We start from the raw sequence: 17481 nt of genomic DNA on the forward strand, positions 1-17481 counted from the left end.
ATGTAGTGCTTGAACTCCCAGTAAGAAGCGGGAGACTTAGCAATACACCGAAGGATAAAGAATTTCCCTTGATACACTAGGCGTTATGGTTTATAATAGGGTAATATAAATGCTGTAGATAGTCACTGATTTAATATTTTTTATCAGGTTTTGTGGTTGGTTATCTAAAAAATAGGAGGGTTTACATTATGTCGGTAAGAGTAAGATTTGCGCCAAGTCCCACTGGATTTGTACATATAGGCAGTTTAAGAACGGCGTTATATAACTATTTACTTGCTAAAAAGCATGGGGGAAAATATGTCTTACGGATAGAAGATACAGACCAAAGCAGACTAGTAGAGGGTGCTATTGAAAATCTATTAAGTTCGATGGATTGGGCTAGTATTAACCATGATGAAGGAATCGCAATAAGAGATGGAGAGCTAGTAGAAAAGGGAGAATATGGGCCCTATATCCAATCTCATCGATTAGAAATTTATAAGAAATATATACAAGGACTTTTAGATAGTGGAGACGCTTATCCTTGTTTTTGTTCCAAGGAAAGATTAGAAGAGATAAGAGAAAAACAAAAATCATTAGGATTAACAGCCAAATATGATGGGCATTGCAAAAGCTTAACTAAAAATGAGATTCAGGAAAAAATCCAAGCAGGGGAGCCTTATGTTATTCGACTAAAACTACCTGTTAATAAGAATATAGAATTTGATGATGCTGTTCGAGGTAAGGTAGTCGTTAATTCAGATGAGGTAGATGATCAAGTACTAATAAAATCTGATGGATTTCCTACCTACCATTTTGCTGTAGTGGTAGATGACTATTTAATGAAAATTACCCATGTGATTCGAGGTGAAGAGTGGCTACCTTCCACACCAAAGCATGTTTATTTGTATGAGGTGTTAGGATGGAAGGTGCCACAATTTGTTCATCTTCCTAATATACTAAATACTGAGAAGAAAAAGTTAAGCAAACGTCAGGGAGATGTGGCGGTAGAAGATTTTATGAAAAAAGGTTATTTGCCAGAGGCTTTAGTGAATTATGTTGCGTTAATAGGATGGAGCCCTGAAGAAAATAAAGAAATATTCTCTATGAAGGAACTAGAAGAAAAATTTTCTTTAGATAGAGTGTCCAAGAGCGGCGGTGTCTTTGATGTAAATAAGCTAAATTGGATGAATAATCATTATATTAAGGAAGGGGCTATCGAGAGGATCACCGATTTAGCCATCCCTTATTTGATTGAAGCTGCTTACATCACTGAGACTGAAGCTGGGGAAAAACATGAATGGCTGCAGGATATGGTATCGGTAGTGAAGGATAGTATTGATTATATGCAACAAATTGTGGAAAAGGTAGACATATTTTTCAAGAAAGATGCAAAGCCAGAAGACGAAGAAGCTGAAGAAATCTTGAAGCAGGATTATGTAGGCGAATTGTTGCAGGCCTTTCGTGAAAAGTTAGAGACAGCAGAGGCTATAGATCAAGAAAATGTTAAAAAAATATTTAAGGAAATTCAGAAAGAAAAAGGAATAAAAGGGCCTAATCTGTTTAAACCAATTCGTGTGGCTATAACTGGCAAGGCCCATGGACCAGATTTGCCACTGATCATGAAAGTTTTGGGTAGACAAAATTTATTATATCGCATAGAATATGTAATAAGTAATTTTATATAAGAAAGACTTTGAACAGGAGAAGTAAATCTGTACTGCTTTTCAGAGAGGGATCGTCATCGGCTGAGAGTGATTCTAAAGTATAGGTAGATTGAAATGCACCTGGGAGTCATTACTTGAAATAGAGTAGAGTAAATCGGGAGGTCCCGTTACAGACCCAAAGGGGAATGAAGTTTTCATTCAACCAGAGTGGAACCGCGGAATATACTCCGTCTCTGATTTAGCAGAGATGGAGTTTTTTTATTGAGAATAAAAGTAAGGGAGATGAAGATGATGAGTTTCTTTAAAACCATTAGAGAAGATATTGATGCTATTTTTGAAAGGGATCCGGCTGCAAAAAATGTTTTAGAGGTATTATTGTGTTACCCTGGATTGCATGCAATTCTAATTCACCGTTTTTCCCATGCTCTCTTTAGAAGGGGATGGGTAATTCTGCCGAGACTTATATCAAATACAGCGAGATTCCTTACAGGCATTGAAATCCACCCTGGTGCGAAAATAGGGAAAAAGGTATTTATAGATCACGGAACTGGTGTGGTTATTGGCGAAACAGCAGAAGTAGGAGATAATGTTACAATTTATCAAGGAGCTACATTAGGAGGAACAGGGAAAGACAAGGGAAAAAGACATCCTACCATAGGGAACAATGTGGTTATTTCCTGTGGGGCAAAGGTATTAGGACCTTTTAAGGTAGGAGATAATTCGAAAATTGGTTCGGGATCAGTAGTATTGAAGGAGGTACCACCAGATTGTACAGTGGTGGGGGTACCAGGACAAATTGTAATAAAAGAAAATAAAAAACTTCGTTCTGTTCATAACAATGAAATAGACTTAGAACATGGGAAACTACCAGATCCTATTGCAGAGGAATTAAGCTGCCTACAAAAACGTATTATAGATTTAGAGAAAAAATTAGCACAAATGGATATGGAGAAGGAAAGGGGACATAATGATGAAGCTGTATAATACTTTAACAAGAAAAAAAGAAAAGTTTATTCCTATTACTCCCGGAGAAATTAAAATGTATGCCTGTGGACCAACAGTATATAATTATTTTCACATAGGTAATGCAAGAACCTTTATGGTTTTTGATGCAATGAGAAGGTATTTTGAATATAGGGGTTACAAGGTCACTTTTGTTCAAAATTTTACAGATATTGATGACAAAATTATTAATAGAGCAAAGGAAGAAAATGTTACTGCTCTACAAATAAGCGAAAAATATATTGAAGAATACTTTAAGGATGCAGGAAGTTTGGGGATTAGAAGAGCAGATATTCATCCCAAGGTAACCGATAATGTAAAGGAAATTATAACTTTTATTGAGGCACTAATCGAAAAAGGATTTGCTTATGAAATCGTAGGAGATGTGTATTTTGATGTATCGAGGTTTAAAGATTATGGAAAACTAAAAAAGCAAAGCTTAGAGGAATTGCAAGCGGGAGCTCGAGTAGAAGTGAATGAGCATAAGAAAAATCCGTTGGATTTTGCTCTTTGGAAGGCTGCAAAGCCAGATGAACCTAGCTGGGAAAGTCCTTGGGGCTTAGGTCGACCTGGATGGCACATAGAATGCTCTGCTATGGCTCAAAAATACTTGGGAGAAACCATTGATATTCATGGAGGAGGAGGCGACCTAGTTTTCCCCCATCATGAAAATGAAATTGCTCAAAGTGAAGCTTGCACAGGAAAACCCTTTGCAAATTATTGGCTTCATGTAGGATACCTCAATATTGACAATAAGAAGATGTCGAAGTCCTTAAACAATTTCTTCACCCCCAGGGAAATAGCTGAAGAATTTGACTTGGAAAGCTTGCGTTTTTTCATGCTTTCTGCTCACTATCGTAATCCACTTAATTTTAGTAGAGAAGTATTATCTGCTGCAGCAAATGCTTTAGAGAGACTTTATAATGCAAAAAACAATCTGCAATATTTACTGGAAAATGCAGAAGAAAAAGATTTAACTGCAGAAGAAAATAATTTACAAAAGCAACTGTTAAGTTACAGGGGAAAATTTGTTTCGGTAATGGATGATGATTTCAATACAGCTGATGGTATTGCCATTATTTTTGATTTGATAAGGGCTATCAACACTTATGTCTTATCTGATGCTTCTAAGGAGTTGGTGAAGACTGCTTTAGACCTGTTATTGGAGACTACAGGTGTCTTGGGGCTGCTGGCTAAGGAAGAAGAAGCTCTAAACCAAGAAGTAGAGGCGTTAATCGAAAAACGGCAACAAGCTAGAAAAGATAAGAACTATCAGCTGGCAGATGAAATCAGAGATCAACTGAAGGAAAAGGGTGTCATTTTAGAAGATACTTCTCAGGGGGTAAAGTGGAGAAGAAGCTAAAGCTAACCGATAAATTGTTCAAAGTAGACTTTTTTATAACACATAGGAAATTATGAACAATAAAAGATTAGATGACTGCATAATTTTCGTTATGTGTTTCAAAAAAGCTAACCGATAAATTGTTCAAAGTAGACTTTTTTATTATATAATTATAGGGAGACATATCAAATGAAGGATTTATTAGAAAAATTACAGAGTCAAGAGGGAGTTAGAGATGAAAAAGAAGTGAAAATGATGGCGCCGTTGACTTTAGCTTATATGGGAGATGCTGTTTTTGAGACCTATATTCGGAATTATCTCATTCAACAAAGTAATTTGTTAGTAGGGGAGCTTCATAAAAAAGCAATTCTATATGTGAAAGCAAAGGCACAGGCAGAAATTGTTCATCAATTGGAAGAACAATTAACGGAAGAAGAATGGGGAATTGTAAAAAAGGGACGTAATCAAAAATCCGCCACTACTCCCAAAAATGCAGAACTTATTGATTATAAGTATGCAACAGGATTTGAAACGTTATTAGGGTATTTGTTTTTTTCTGGTAGAATACAACGGCTTATAGAGATTATGGAAAAATCTGTAGCAATTATTAACGAAAGCAGGAAACGATAGGAGGATCCTTAATGGAAAAAAGGGGACAAGCAATGCTGATTGTAGTTATCCTTCTGCTAGGCCTCTTAATAGCTAAATCCTTGTGGTTTGACCCTGTAGGAGAACTAGAAGGTCAAAGAGAGCTGTATAAAAACTTTGCTTTAGAAATAGCTCCGATACAGAATACAAGTTTACTGGAAAAATGGGGAATGCTAACTTATAGAGTAATGTTTGTGCTGAAGGAAGAAGAGGAAGGTAATACAGATATTATGTACAAGGACCTTTCTACCGAAGAATGGATTAAAGAAACGTTGGAAGGTCAATATCGTGCTAAGGTCAGAGCATATTTGTTGTATGTTATACCAATAAAAGATATACATATCAAAGGGGGAGTTCAAGAATGGAATCAAAATTAAAACTGAAACTATTAGCGTATACACCAAATGCTGATGCTGTAGTGGCAAAGGGAGGAAAGCTTTGCTATTACCCAGGAGGCATTGAGGAATTAGAAGAGGGACTAACAGAGGAAAAGATTGGAAAGTTTGTTGCGATGTTGGCAGAAATGGAGCATGAATCACCACTAGAGCACGCTGTCTTTACTTTTGGAATAGAAGGCGTTTCAAGAAGCTTAACTCATCAATTGGTACGACATAGGTTAGCCAGCTATTCTCAAAAAAGTCAAAGGTATGTGAGAGAAGGTAGCTTTGAATACGTTATTCCAAATGATATAAAAAACAATGAAGAAGCTAAAAATATTTTTATTCAAGCAATGAAGGATGCACAAACAGCCTATGATAAGATTGCAGAAGGATTATTGGTGGAAAAGATTAAAGTCTTTTATGCAGAAAAAGATAAAACTCTATTACATGAAATAGAAGGTAAGACAAACACAGAGGTTATCGATCATTGCAAAGGACATTTTAAAAGAGATTGTAGCGTTTTAGAAAAATTAGCTATAGAAAATGCAAGAGCTGTTTTGCCAAATGCTTGTGAAACAAAGATTATTGTTACTATGAATGCCAGAGTATTGTTGCATTTCTTTAAAAAACGTTGCTGCAATCGAGCACAAGAGGAGATAAGAATCTTAGCAGTTGAAATGCTGAAATTAGTTAAGACAGTTGCTCCAAATATTTTCAAATATGCAGGACCTGCCTGTGTTCATGAAGGATGTCCCGAAGGTAGTATGACCTGTGGAGAGATTGTAAAGGTAAGGGAAAAGTTTGAAAGCCTATAGAGATAATCAACATTGTAGAAGCTGACGAGCCTGTCAGTCCGAAATACAATTTAACTTTAAGAAGTATATATCTATATAGATAACCAATTTTAAACTTTAATTTTGATATACACGGTCTACGGTTTCGCCCAAAACCATGGGCTGCAAATGTAGCCCTTAGTATATCAAAATGAAGTTCTGTAGTTGGTTACCCATAGAAGAGGTGATTGAAAAGTGGCAAATGATAAAGTTGAAGGAAGAAATCCTGTTATGGAAGCTCTAAAATCGGAAAGAGAAATTGATAAAATACTTGTTGCCAAAGGTGCCAAGGAGGGCTCCATCAACAAAGTCATAGGCATGGCAAAAGATAAAGGGGTTTTTATCCAATATGTTGAAAGACAGAAACTAAATGAAATAGCTGAATCCAACAATCATCAAGGGGTAATAGCCTTAGTAGCCGCCTATAAATACACTGAGGTGGAGGATATATTAGAAATAGCTAGAAGAAAAGGTGAGAAGCCTTTTGTTATTCTATTGGATGAAATTATGGATCCTCACAATTTAGGTTCTATTATGCGGACAGCAGATGCAGTTGGGGTCCATGGCATTGTAATACCGAAAAGAAGATCGGTAGGATTAACGGCTACGGTTGCAAAAACCTCCGCAGGAGCTATTGAATATGTTCCAGTTGCTAAGGTATCGAATATCGCTCAAACCATAGATAAACTTAAACAAGAGGGATTATGGATTGTAGGGGCAGATATGAGTGGTGATAAGGATTATTATCATGAAGATATGAAAGATGCAATTGCTTTAGTAATCGGTAATGAAGGTAAAGGGATTTCTAGACTTATAAAAGAAAAATGTGATTTTTTAGTTAAAATTCCAATGGTAGGGAAAGTAGCGTCCTTAAATGCTTCTGTAGCAGCTGCCACATTGATGTATGAGGTTTTTAGACAAAAAAATACAGATAAACAGCGATTGTAACAGTAGCTTTACAGCAGGATGGAGGAAGAACCTTGAAGGAATATTTAATACTTGATGGATACAATGTAATAAATGGATGGCCACAGCTAAAAAAACTAGCTACACAAAACCTTGAAGAGGCTAGAATAGAGTTGATAGAAAGAATGATAGAATACCAAAGCTACAAAGGTCTTCACGTAATCATCGTTTTTGATGCCCATTTAGTAAAAGGAAGCATGGAAAAAAACGATAAAATTAAAGGTGTAGAAGTAGTTTTTACAAAGGAGAAGGAAACTGCTGACGGTTACATTGAAAAGTTCATCCTGCAGCTATCTAAGAGACAACGAGCATCCGTGGTTACCAACGACTGGACAGAACAACAAATGATTTTGGGTAGTGGAGGCACAAGAATACCTGTCAGGGAATTTGTGATAGATTTCGACAATATAAAAAATAACATTCAAAAAAAAACCGAGATTCTACAGCAGCAAAAAGATTTTTTGTCGAATCGAATCGATCCATTGGTTCTAGAAAAGCTTGAAAAATTAAGAAGAAGGTCATGAAATTTCTTGACTTAACATAATATAGTAGGTTATAATTATACCAAAGTTTTTGTGCGTTCTATAATGCATGAAAAATTATATATTTTTAGAAATTATGTATAAATTATAGTTTTCTTTATGTATATCAACAAAGTCATCCTTTAGATCTTCCAAAGAAAGACTTTTTTATAAAACTGTGTGGAGGCGATGTGTGTGAGCGTTGTGGTGGCTAAAAATGAAGAAATCATCATTGAGGAACATGATGCGTTAGATGAAACAATAGTAGAAGCTGCAAAAAACGGAGAAATGGAAGCTTTAGAATTACTAATAAAAAAATATAAAAATTTTGTACGTTCTAAAGCAAGGTCTTATTTTTTAATTGGTGCAGATCGTGAAGATATTATTCAAGAAGGAATGATAGGTTTGTATAAAGCTATTCGTGATTATAAACCAGACAAGCTATCTTCCTTTAAGGCATTTGCTGAACTATGCATTACGAGGCAAATCATTACTGCTATTAAAACTGCTACAAGACAGAAACACATTCCACTAAATTCTTATGTGTCTTTGAACAAGCCGATTTATGATGAAGAATCCGACAGAACATTATTAGATGTTATTTCTGGCCATAAGATTACAGATCCTGAGGAATTAATGATTTGCAAAGAAGAATTAGTTCATATTGAGGGGAAAATAGGTGAAATACTTAGCGATTTAGAATGCAAAGTATTAATGCTGTATTTGCAGGGAAGATCTTATCAAGAAATCGCCTGCGATTTGAACCGTCATGTAAAATCTATTGATAATGCTTTGCAAAGAGTAAAGCGAAAACTAGAAAGATATTTAGAGGTGAGGTATACCTAATTTTTCCACATAGTTTTTGTTGCCAAGAATATATAACCTTGTTGACAAGGTCGGAATCAAATAGTAAAATGAGTATCGGGTAGTTTTTGAAACGTAGCAGTAGATGGAAAATAATTTATAACAACAGACATAAATTCATAAGAAATCCAGTAGAAACACTAGGCAAGGTGTACATACTGCTGACGCGATTTTTAAAATGAGGAGGAGAAAAAAATGGCAAAAGCAAAATATGAAAGAACGAAACCCCATGTAAACATAGGAACAATAGGACACGTTGACCATGGTAAAACAACATTAACAGCAGCAATCACAATCACATTAAACAAGAGATTCGGAACAGGATCGGCAGTAGCTTTTGATATGATTGATAAAGCACCAGAAGAAAGAGAAAGAGGTATTACAATTTCAACAGCGCACGTTGAATATGAGACACCAAACAGACACTATGCACACGTAGACTGCCCAGGTCATGCTGACTATGTAAAGAACATGATTACAGGAGCAGCACAAATGGACGGAGCGATTCTAGTAGTATCAGCAGCGGACGGTCCAATGCCACAAACAAGAGAGCATATCCTATTATCAAGACAAGTAGGTGTACCATATATTGTAGTATTCATGAACAAATGTGATATGGTAGACGATGAAGAATTATTAGAATTAGTAGAAATGGAAATTAGAGATTTATTAAATGCATACGAATTCCCAGGAGATGACACACCAGTAATCAAAGGATCAGCATTACAAGCGTTAAATGATCCAGACGGTCCATGGGCAGACAAAATTGTAGAAATGTTTGAAGTGGTAGATGAATACATTCCAGAACCAGAAAGAGCGATTGACAGACCATTCTTAATGCCAGTAGAGGACGTATTCTCTATTACAGGAAGAGGAACAGTAGCAACAGGAAGAGTAGAAAGAGGCGTAGTAAAAGTACAAGAAGTAGTAGAGTTAGTAGGATTAGCAGAAGCATCAAGAAAGCTAGTAGTAACAGGAGTAGAAATGTTTAGAAAACTACTAGACCAAGCACAAGCAGGAGACAATGTAGGAGTATTATTAAGAGGTATTCAAAGAACAGAGATCGAAAGAGGACAAGTATTAGCAAAGCCTGGTACAATTAAGCCACATACAAAGTTTATGGCAGAAGTATACGTATTAAAGAAAGAAGAAGGTGGAAGACATACACCATTCTTTGATGGATACAGGCCACAATTTTACTTTAGAACAACAGACGTAACAGGAAGTATCAAGTTACCAGAAGGTGTAGAAATGGTAATGCCAGGAGACAACATTACAATGGAAATCGAATTAATCAGCCCAATCGCTACAGAAGAAGGTTTAAGATTCGCTATCCGTGAAGGTGGAAGAACTGTAGGCGCTGGCGTAGTTGCTTCTATTATTGAATAAGTAGACTGGGGGACTGGGGATAGCCTAGTCCTCAATATAATGTTAATTATAATTATTAATTATCAAATGCAAAATTCTTTAAGAAATGGGTATAATGAGTATGGTCAAATCTTTCATTGAATTTAGTCTCTAGGATATTTTTTCGTTGACATAAAAATCAAAATATGATAGATTTTATAAGGTGACAATTGTATAATGGAAGGAATCTATACCTTATACTCGATAAATAAATAAAATCCTTAGAGGGTTGTGTTTTACGGGAGGTGTAACCAGTGCGTGTAAAAATCACATTAGCATGTACAGAATGCAAACAAAGAAATTACAATACAACAAAGAACAAAAAAAATAACCCTGATCGTATGGAAATGAAGAAATACTGCAAATTCTGCAGAAGCCATACTGCTCACAGAGAAACCAAATAATAAATTTTGGCAAAAGGATGTGAAGTCGAAATGACTACTCAAGCAAATACAAATGCAAAAGCCAAAAGCCTTGGGAAATACTTAAAAGGTGTAAGATCTGAGCTTAAGAAAGTCAATTGGCCTAATAGAGCAGAATTGAAAAACCACACAGGTGTTGTTATAGTATCTTGCTTATTGGCAACAATTGTACTATGGGCATTAGATACATTTTTTGGACTTGGTTTAAATCTGATTATCAAGTAACAAAAGGGTAGTGCTCATGTTATTAAGTTTAAAAGGAGGGGAGAGTAATCTATCATTAAGAAGGATAGGTGCTCCTTATATATGTCCCAAGATGCAAAATGGTATGTAGTGCATACTTATTCTGGCTATGAGAATAAAGTGAAAGTAAATATCGAGAAGATGGTTGTCAACAGAGGCATGGAAAGCTTTATATTGGAAGTCAAAGTACCCACAGAAGAAAAAATAGAGATTAAAAACGGTAAAAAGAAAGTAAAAGAAGTAAAACTATTTCCAGGCTATGTGTTAATCAAAATGGCTATGACAGACGAAACTTGGTATATTGTAAGAAACACTCGAGGTGTTACTGGTTTCGTTGGCCCTAGTTCGAAGCCTATTCCATTAACGGATGCAGAAGTAAGATCTATGGGTGTGGAAGAGATTCGACATGAAATTGACATGAAGGTTGGCGACACTGTGCGGGTTATTTCAGGTCCTTTCGAAAGCTTTATTGGTACCATTGAGCATGTTAATCTGGAAAAAGAAATCTTTAAAGTGCTCATTTCCATGTTTGGAAGGGAAACACCTGTAGAATTAGGGTTTTCTCAGGTAGAGCCAATGTAGTAAAAAATATAAGTTTCAAATATTGATCCGCAATGATAAGGAGGTGGGAAACATGGCAAAAAAGGTAGTAGGTCAAATAAAATTACAAATTCCTGCAGGTAAAGCGACACCGGCACCACCAGTTGGACCAGCTCTTGGACAACACGGTGTAAATATTATGGGTTTTTGTAAAGAATTTAATGCGAAAACTGCAGATCAGGCTGGATTAATTATTCCAGTTGTTATCTCTGTTTATCAAGATAGATCCTTTACATTTATTACAAAAACACCACCAGCTGCAGTGTTAATTAAAAAAGCAGTAGGTATTGAAACAGCATCAGGTGAACCAAATAAGAAAAAAGTAGCTAAAATTTCTAAAGAAAAGTTAAGAGAAATAGCTGAATTAAAAATGCCTGATTTAAATGCTAATACTGTAGAAGCTGCAATGAACTTAATTGCAGGAACAGCAAGAAGCATGGGTGTTGAAGTAGAAGCTTAAAAGCTATTCTATATATACCCAATAGGTGTGGGAGGTTCTCACAGATTAACCGATAATACCACAAGGAGGATTTAAAATGCCAAAAAGAAGTAAAAAATATCAAGAGGCGATTAAGCTAATTGATAAAGAGAAATTATACGATTTAAAAGAAGCGGTTGAATTAGTAAAAAAGACATCAACAGCTAAGTTCGATGAAACTGTAGAACTACATGTGAAACTAGGGGTTGACTCAAGACATGCAGATCAACAGGTTAGAGGCGCTGTTGTTTTACCTCATGGTACAGGAAAAGATGTAAAGGTGCTTGTATTTGCAAAAGGCGAAAAGGCTAGTGAAGCGGAAAAAGCTGGTGCTGATTATGTAGGTGCAGAAGATTTAGTAGCAAAAATTCAAGGTGAAAACTGGTTTGACTTTGATGTAGTAGTAGCTACCCCTGACATGATGGGTGTAGTAGGTAGATTGGGAAGAGTATTAGGACCAAAAGGATTAATGCCAAACCCTAAATCTGGGACTGTTACTTTTGATTTAGAAAGAGCAGTAAAGGAAATTAAAGCTGGTAAAGTTGAGTATAGATTAGATAAAACTAATATTATCCATGTACCAGTTGGAAAAGCTTCCTTTGATGAGGAAAAGCTTGTAGATAACTTAAAAACATTATTAGGAGCTGTTATTAAGGCGAAACCAGCTGCAGCAAAGGGTCAATACTTAAAAAGTATTGCGCTAACCAGCACGATGGGACCTAGTTTAAAAGTAAGTCCTAATAAAATTGGTGAATAAATTTTAATAAAACTATTGACATAAATAAAATATATTGATAATATTTTAGTTGCTGTTAAAAACGAATATTTTGCCGTAGACAGTAGGTGCACTGCTTAATATCCTACCGAGGCTTTGTATAAATAAACTAACGATAGAAATACATTGACGTATTTTATGTTAGAATTTAAGTAAACAAAGACCTCTAATGTCTACAGACAAAGAGGTCTTTTAATATTTGGGTAGAAAAGTACAGTGCCTATAAATGTAAAGGAGGTGGACATCCGGATGTCAAAGGCTGTTGAAATCAAAAAAGGAGTTGTGGCGGAGATTACTGAAAAACTTCAAAACTCTACAGCGGCGGTTGTAGTTGATTATAGAGGTTTAAAGGTAGAGGAAGTTACAGAATTAAGAAACAAGTTCAGAGAAGCTGGTGTTGAATATAAAGTATATAAAAATACTTTAGCAAGAAGAGCTGCTGAAAATGCCGGTATGGAAGAATTGGTAAAGGAACTAGTGGGACCTAATGGAATAGCTTTTAGCTATGACGATCCTGTAGCTCCAGCTAAAATTGCAAGTGAATTTGCAAAGGCCCATAAAAATCTTGAATTAAGAGTAGGTATCGTTGAGGGAGCATTCTATAACGAAGATAAACTAAAAGAGATTGCCAATGTTCCATCAAGAGAAGTGCTTATTGCTAAACTTCTCGGTAGCTTAAAAGCTCCAGTATCTAATTTTGCTTACTTGATTAAAGCAATGGCAGATAAAAAATCAGAAGAGCAAGCATAGATTTTAAAATTACAAATTAAAAATAATTAATAAAATTCGGAGGTGCTTAAAATGACAATCGAGCAAATTTTAGAAGCGATTGAGAATATGAAGGTGTTAGAACTAAATGAATTAGTAAAAGCAGCAGAAGAGAAGTTTGGTGTATCAGCAGCTGCTCCAGTAGTAGTTGGTGGTGCGGCAGCAGGTGCAGCAGCAGAAGAAGAAAAAACAGAATTCGATGTAGTATTAACAAGTGCTGGTGCTTCTAAAATCAACGTAATCAAAGTTGTAAGAGAAATCACAGGCTTAGGCTTAAAAGAAGCTAAAGAGGTAGTTGATAACGCTCCAAAAGCTCTTAAAGAAGGGATTGCAAAAGAAGAAGCTGATGCAATCAAAGCTAAATTAGAAGAAGCTGGTGCTGTAGTAGAAGTTAAGTAGTTTACAATTTCTTTTTAATGATAACAAAGCCTTTCTTTGAATTTTTCATCGGTAGGCTTTGTTATATATTTTTTTGCTAAAGAGAAAGAATTGAGATTAAGGTTGAGGTTAAGATAGATAAAATTCGCTCCCTTGACTTCACCCTTAATCTTAAAAAGCAAAAAAATAGTAACAGAATAAAATGTTGACAAACCTAAAAGCCTTATGATAAAATTATATATTGCAGTAATGTATTTAATTGGAATTGTTGTATAAAAACATAAATGGATGTCAATAGTATTATATAGTGAAATGTTAAAAAAAGTCAAAAATGTGATTTTTCCGCTTTTGACTTTGAAAATAAAGAAGAATTTTACATCAGGATTTATTTTAAAAGTTTTTTACTTTATTACAAGGAGTGAATATTAATATGCCACATCCTGTCGAAGTTGGTAAGAAAGTTAGAATGAGTTACTCACAGATTCAAGAAGTTATCGACATGCCTAATCTCATCGAGCTTCAAAAGGAGTCCTATCAATGGTTTTTAGAAGAAGGTCTAAGAGAAGTATTCAGTGATGTTTCCCCGATAGAAGATTATACCGGAAATTTAATTTTAGAGTTCGTAGATTATTCATTAGACGAAAGTGCTAAATACGATGTAGAAGAATCAAAGGAACGAGACGTTACATATGCTGCTCCTTTAAAAGTGAAGGTAAGATTAATTAACAAAGAAACTGGGGAAGTAAAAGAACAAGAAGTGTTTATGGGGGATTTTCCCATCATGACAGATACAGGTACCTTCGTCATCAATGGTGCTGAGAGGGTGATTGTAAGTCAGTTAGTCCGTTCTCCTGGAGTATATTATGGAAGAGAATTTGACAAGACTGGCAAACCTCTTTTCTCCGCCACGGTAATTCCAAACAGAGGGGCATGGTTAGAGTATGAGACAGACTCTAACGATATAGTTTCTGTTAGGATTGATAGAACTCGTAAACAACCTGTTACTGTGCTTTTGAGGGCGCTAGGTTATGGAAGTGATCAGCAGATAAAAGATTTATTAGGTGAAGATGAGCGAGTGCTAGCCACATTAGATAAAGACAATACCAAAAACATCGATGAAGCCTTGTTAGAGATATATAAAAGACTAAGACCGGGTGAACCACCTACTGTTGAAAGTGCTACATCTTTGTTAAATTCACTATTTTTTGATCCTAAAAGATATGACTTAGCTAAAGTGGGAAGATATAAGCTTAATAAGAAACTTTCTCTGGCGAATAGAATCATGCACAAGAAAGCTGCAGAAAATGTAGTTGACCCTAGAACCGGTGAAATTTTGGTAGAAGAGGGGCAGAAGATAGATAGAGAAATATCCTTAGCTATTCAAAATTCAGGAATAAATGAAATAAGAGTACAGTCTGAGGAACAAAAATCTGTAAAAGTATTAGGAAACCATTTCGTTGACATAAGGGAGCATATAACCTTTAATATAGACGATCTTAGGATTAAGGAAAAAGTATATTATCCATTGCTAAAAGAGATACTAGATACATTTAAAACAGAAGAAGAAATAAAAGAAGCAATCAAAGAGAGAAGAAGAGAATTAATTCCAAAACATGTGATTATTGCAGACATTATAGCTTCCATTAGCTATGTTTTCAACTTAGCACATGATATAGGTAACATTGACGATATAGACCATCTAGGAAACAGAAGACTACGTTCGGTAGGAGAGCTTTTGCAAAATCAGTTCAGAATTGGTTTGTCTAGAATGGAAAGAGTAGTTAAGGAAAGAATGACAATACAAGATGTTGAATTAGTTACACCACAAGCATTAATCAATATTCGTCCTGTAGCTGCTTCGATCAAAGAATTCTTCGGAAGCTCCCAGTTATCACAATTTATGGATCAAACGAATCCTCTAGCAGAATTGACTCATAAGAGAAGACTTTCTGCTCTAGGACCAGGAGGACTTTCAAGAGAAAGGGCTGGTTTTGAAGTAAGAGACGTTCATCATTCTCATTATGGCAGAATATGTCCAATAGAAACTCCAGAAGGACCAAATATAGGATTAATTAATTCCTTAAGTACCTATGCAAGGGTGAATGAGTATGGTTTTATTGAAGCTCCTTATAGGAAAGTTGATATGAAGAGAATGGTTGTTACCAAGGACATAGAATATTTGACAGCAGATGAAGAAGAGTTATTTATCATCGCCCAAGCCAATGAACCTTTAGATGAAGAAGGACACTTCGCTAATAAAAGAGTAACAGTAAGAACAAGATTTGGTGGTATAGATGTTGTGCCTTATAATGAGGTAGATTATATGGATGTATCTCCAAAACAAGTGGTTTCTGTAGCTACTGCTATGATTCCTTTCTTGGAAAATGATGATGCTAACCGGGCCCTGATGGGAGCCAACATGCAAAGACAAGCGGTACCTTTGATGATTACCAATGCGCCTATTATAGGTACTGGAATGGAATATAAAGCAGCAAAGGATTCCGGCGTTGTATTAGTGGCAAGAAATAGCGGTATCGTTGATAAAGTTACAGCTAACGAAATAATAATCAAAAGAGAAGATGGTCAAAAAGATAGATATAAGCTTCTAAAGTTTAAACGATCTAATCAAGGTACATGTATTAATCAAAGACCAATTGTTAGTAAGGGAGAAGTTATTACAGCAGGAGACGTGATTGCCGACGGTCCATCGACGGATCAAGGAGAAATTGCATTAGGAAGAAACTGTCTTATTGGCTTCATGACTTGGGAAGGCTATAACTATGAGGATGCTATTTTAATCAACGAAAAACTAGTTGAAGAAGATGCTTTGACATCTATTCATATTGAAGAGTATGAAGCGGATGCTAGAGATACGAAGCTAGGGCCTGAAGAGATTACCCGAGATATCCCCAATATTGGTGAAGATGCTCTAAAGGATTTGGACGAAAGAGGAGTTATTCGTGTAGGAGCTGAAGTACAATCAGGTGATATCCTAGTAGGAAAAGTAACACCGAAGGGTGAAACCGAATTAACAGCTGAAGAAAGGTTGTTGAGGGCTATCTTTGGTGAAAAGGCCAGAGAAGTAAGAGATACTTCATTAAAGGTTCCGCATGGAGAGTCAGGAATTATCGTAGATATTAAAGTTTTCACCCGTGAAAATGGCGATGAACTACCTCCGGGAGTCAACGAATTAGTAAGAGTTTACATTGCTAAAAAGAGAAAAATTAATGTTGGTGACAAAATGGCTGGACGTCATGGGAATAAAGGGGTTATTTCCAGAGTGTTGCCTCAAGAGGATATGCCATTCCTAGCAGATGGAACGCCACTTGAAATTGTATTAAATCCATTAGGGGTACCTTCCCGTATGAATATTGGGCAGGTGTTAGAGATCCACTTAGGATTAGCTGCAAAAGCCTTAGGTTGGAAAGTGGCAACACCAGTGTTTGATGGAGCTAATGAAAATGACATTATGGATGCTTTAGAAGAGGCAGGTTACCCTAGAAGTGGTAAACTTACCTTATATGATGGAAGAACTGGAGTTCCTTTTGATAATCCAGTAACTGTAGGATATATGTACATGCTAAAGCTCCATCATTTAGTTGACGATAAAATTCATGCTAGAAGTACTGGTCCTTATTCACTTGTTACACAGCAACCTTTAGGCGGTAAAGCACAATTTGGGGGACAGCGTTTTGGAGAGATGGAGGTTTGGGCTTTAGAGGCGTATGGTGCCTCTCATACACTACAGGAGATATTAACAGTAAAGTCTGATGATGTAGTAGGTCGTGTTAAAACCTATGAATGTATTGTAAAAGGTGAAAATATACCAGAGCCTGGCGTCCCAGAATCCTTCAAGGTGCTGATCAAAGAACTTCAAAGCTTATGTCTAAATGTAAAAGTGCTGTTAGAAGGAGAGCAAGAAATAGAAATTAAAGAATCTATTGAAGATGACACTGGAGAATTGGGAATGGAGCATGGAGATTTCCCATATGGACCTGAAGGTGAAAGAAAGCAGAGCGTTGAAGATGACGGTGAAGAAGAAGTAGATCATGAAGAAGAAATTGAATTAGATGAAGATTATATTATAGAAGATGAAGAGGAATTTAAAAAATCTGGCTTCAATGATGAGTATTTAGAAGATGATGATAATTACAATAGTTATGATGACGATGATTATGAAAAATAAATGCATAAGTAAAATATAATTA

18 protein-coding genes and 2 other annotated features are annotated in these 17481 nt (G+C 35.8%); all 18 genes read left to right on the forward strand.

The window, feature by feature from the left end:
• Positions 1 to 188 precede the first annotated feature (188 nt).
• The 18 genes from gltX to rpoB all read left to right on the forward strand — a co-directional run bounded on the left by gltX (position 189) and on the right by rpoB (position 17459).
• A complete protein-coding gene (gltX, locus tag CHB72_RS10835; RefSeq protein WP_207652539.1) occupies positions 189 to 1667 on the forward strand; it encodes a glutamate--tRNA ligase in 1479 nt (492 codons plus the stop codon).
• Positions 1667 to 1884, forward strand: a binding site (T-box leader). (Overlaps the previous gene by 1 nt.)
• 23 nt (positions 1885 to 1907) lie before the next feature.
• On the forward strand, positions 1908 to 2630 hold the full coding sequence (gene cysE / locus CHB72_RS10840) for a serine O-acetyltransferase (RefSeq protein WP_456297866.1): 723 nt from the start codon (positions 1908 to 1910) through the stop codon (positions 2628 to 2630).
• On the forward strand, positions 2617 to 4011 hold the full coding sequence (gene cysS / locus CHB72_RS10845; RefSeq protein WP_089282891.1) for a cysteine--tRNA ligase: 1395 nt from the start codon (positions 2617 to 2619) through the stop codon (positions 4009 to 4011). The genes cysE and cysS overlap by 14 nt, the downstream gene beginning before the upstream one ends.
• A 168-nt stretch (positions 4012 to 4179) precedes the next feature.
• Positions 4180 to 4620, forward strand: a complete 441-nt coding sequence (locus tag CHB72_RS10850) for a Mini-ribonuclease 3 (RefSeq protein WP_089282892.1) — start codon at positions 4180 to 4182, stop codon at positions 4618 to 4620.
• A gap of 11 nt (positions 4621 to 4631) precedes the next feature.
• A complete protein-coding gene (locus CHB72_RS10855; protein ID WP_089282893.1) occupies positions 4632 to 5015 on the forward strand; it encodes a hypothetical protein in 384 nt (127 codons plus the stop codon).
• A complete protein-coding gene (thyX, locus tag CHB72_RS10860) occupies positions 5000 to 5833 on the forward strand; it encodes an FAD-dependent thymidylate synthase (RefSeq protein ID WP_089282894.1) in 834 nt (277 codons plus the stop codon). Before CHB72_RS10855 ends, thyX begins: the two co-directional genes overlap by 16 nt.
• Before the next feature lie 213 nt (positions 5834 to 6046).
• Positions 6047 to 6799, forward strand: a complete 753-nt coding sequence (gene rlmB / locus CHB72_RS10865) for a 23S rRNA (guanosine(2251)-2'-O)-methyltransferase RlmB (RefSeq protein ID WP_089282895.1) — start codon at positions 6047 to 6049, stop codon at positions 6797 to 6799.
• A gap of 32 nt (positions 6800 to 6831) precedes the next feature.
• Positions 6832 to 7341, forward strand: coding sequence for an NYN domain-containing protein (locus CHB72_RS10870; RefSeq protein WP_089282896.1), 510 nt, complete (start codon positions 6832 to 6834; stop codon positions 7339 to 7341).
• A gap of 186 nt (positions 7342 to 7527) precedes the next feature.
• A complete protein-coding gene (gene sigH, locus CHB72_RS10875; protein ID WP_089282897.1) occupies positions 7528 to 8184 on the forward strand; it encodes an RNA polymerase sporulation sigma factor SigH in 657 nt (218 codons plus the stop codon).
• 213 nt (positions 8185 to 8397) lie between these two features.
• Positions 8398 to 9591: an elongation factor Tu gene (gene tuf, locus CHB72_RS10880; RefSeq protein ID WP_089282898.1), complete on the forward strand. Its 1194-nt coding sequence runs from the start codon at positions 8398 to 8400 to the stop codon at positions 9589 to 9591.
• 272 nt (positions 9592 to 9863) lie between these two features.
• On the forward strand, positions 9864 to 10013 hold the full coding sequence (gene rpmG / locus CHB72_RS10885) for a 50S ribosomal protein L33 (RefSeq protein WP_089282899.1): 150 nt from the start codon (positions 9864 to 9866) through the stop codon (positions 10011 to 10013).
• A 30-nt stretch (positions 10014 to 10043) separates the two neighbouring features.
• Positions 10044 to 10256 (forward strand): preprotein translocase subunit SecE, encoded by a 213-nt coding sequence (gene secE, locus CHB72_RS10890; RefSeq protein ID WP_089282900.1) that lies wholly within the window; start codon positions 10044 to 10046, stop codon positions 10254 to 10256.
• A gap of 81 nt (positions 10257 to 10337) precedes the next feature.
• The gene (gene nusG, locus CHB72_RS10895; protein WP_089282901.1) at positions 10338 to 10856 is read left to right on the forward strand and encodes a transcription termination/antitermination protein NusG; all 519 of its coding nucleotides are present in this window, start codon (positions 10338 to 10340) and stop codon (positions 10854 to 10856) included.
• Between the two features lie 52 nt (positions 10857 to 10908).
• A complete protein-coding gene (gene rplK, locus CHB72_RS10900; RefSeq protein ID WP_089282902.1) occupies positions 10909 to 11334 on the forward strand; it encodes a 50S ribosomal protein L11 in 426 nt (141 codons plus the stop codon).
• 76 nt (positions 11335 to 11410) lie between these two features.
• Positions 11411 to 12109: a 50S ribosomal protein L1 gene (gene rplA, locus CHB72_RS10905; protein ID WP_089282903.1), complete on the forward strand. Its 699-nt coding sequence runs from the start codon at positions 11411 to 11413 to the stop codon at positions 12107 to 12109.
• 55 nt (positions 12110 to 12164) lie between these two features.
• Positions 12165 to 12330 (forward strand) — a sequence feature (ribosomal protein L10 leader region).
• 46 nt (positions 12331 to 12376) lie between these two features.
• Entirely contained in the window at positions 12377 to 12877 is a 501-nt protein-coding gene (rplJ, locus tag CHB72_RS10910) for a 50S ribosomal protein L10 (RefSeq protein ID WP_089282904.1), read from the forward strand.
• 51 nt (positions 12878 to 12928) lie between these two features.
• A complete protein-coding gene (rplL, locus tag CHB72_RS10915; RefSeq protein ID WP_089282905.1) occupies positions 12929 to 13294 on the forward strand; it encodes a 50S ribosomal protein L7/L12 in 366 nt (121 codons plus the stop codon).
• 409 nt (positions 13295 to 13703) lie between these two features.
• Complete coding sequence (gene rpoB, locus CHB72_RS10920) at positions 13704 to 17459, forward strand: DNA-directed RNA polymerase subunit beta (RefSeq protein WP_089282906.1); 3756 nt, start codon at positions 13704 to 13706, stop codon at positions 17457 to 17459.
• The last annotated feature ends 22 nt before the right edge of the window (positions 17460 to 17481 follow it).

Origin of the sequence: Anaerovirgula multivorans (genome assembly GCF_900188145.1) — a bacterium.
GTDB lineage: Bacteria > Bacillota > Clostridia > Peptostreptococcales > Natronincolaceae > Anaerovirgula > Anaerovirgula multivorans.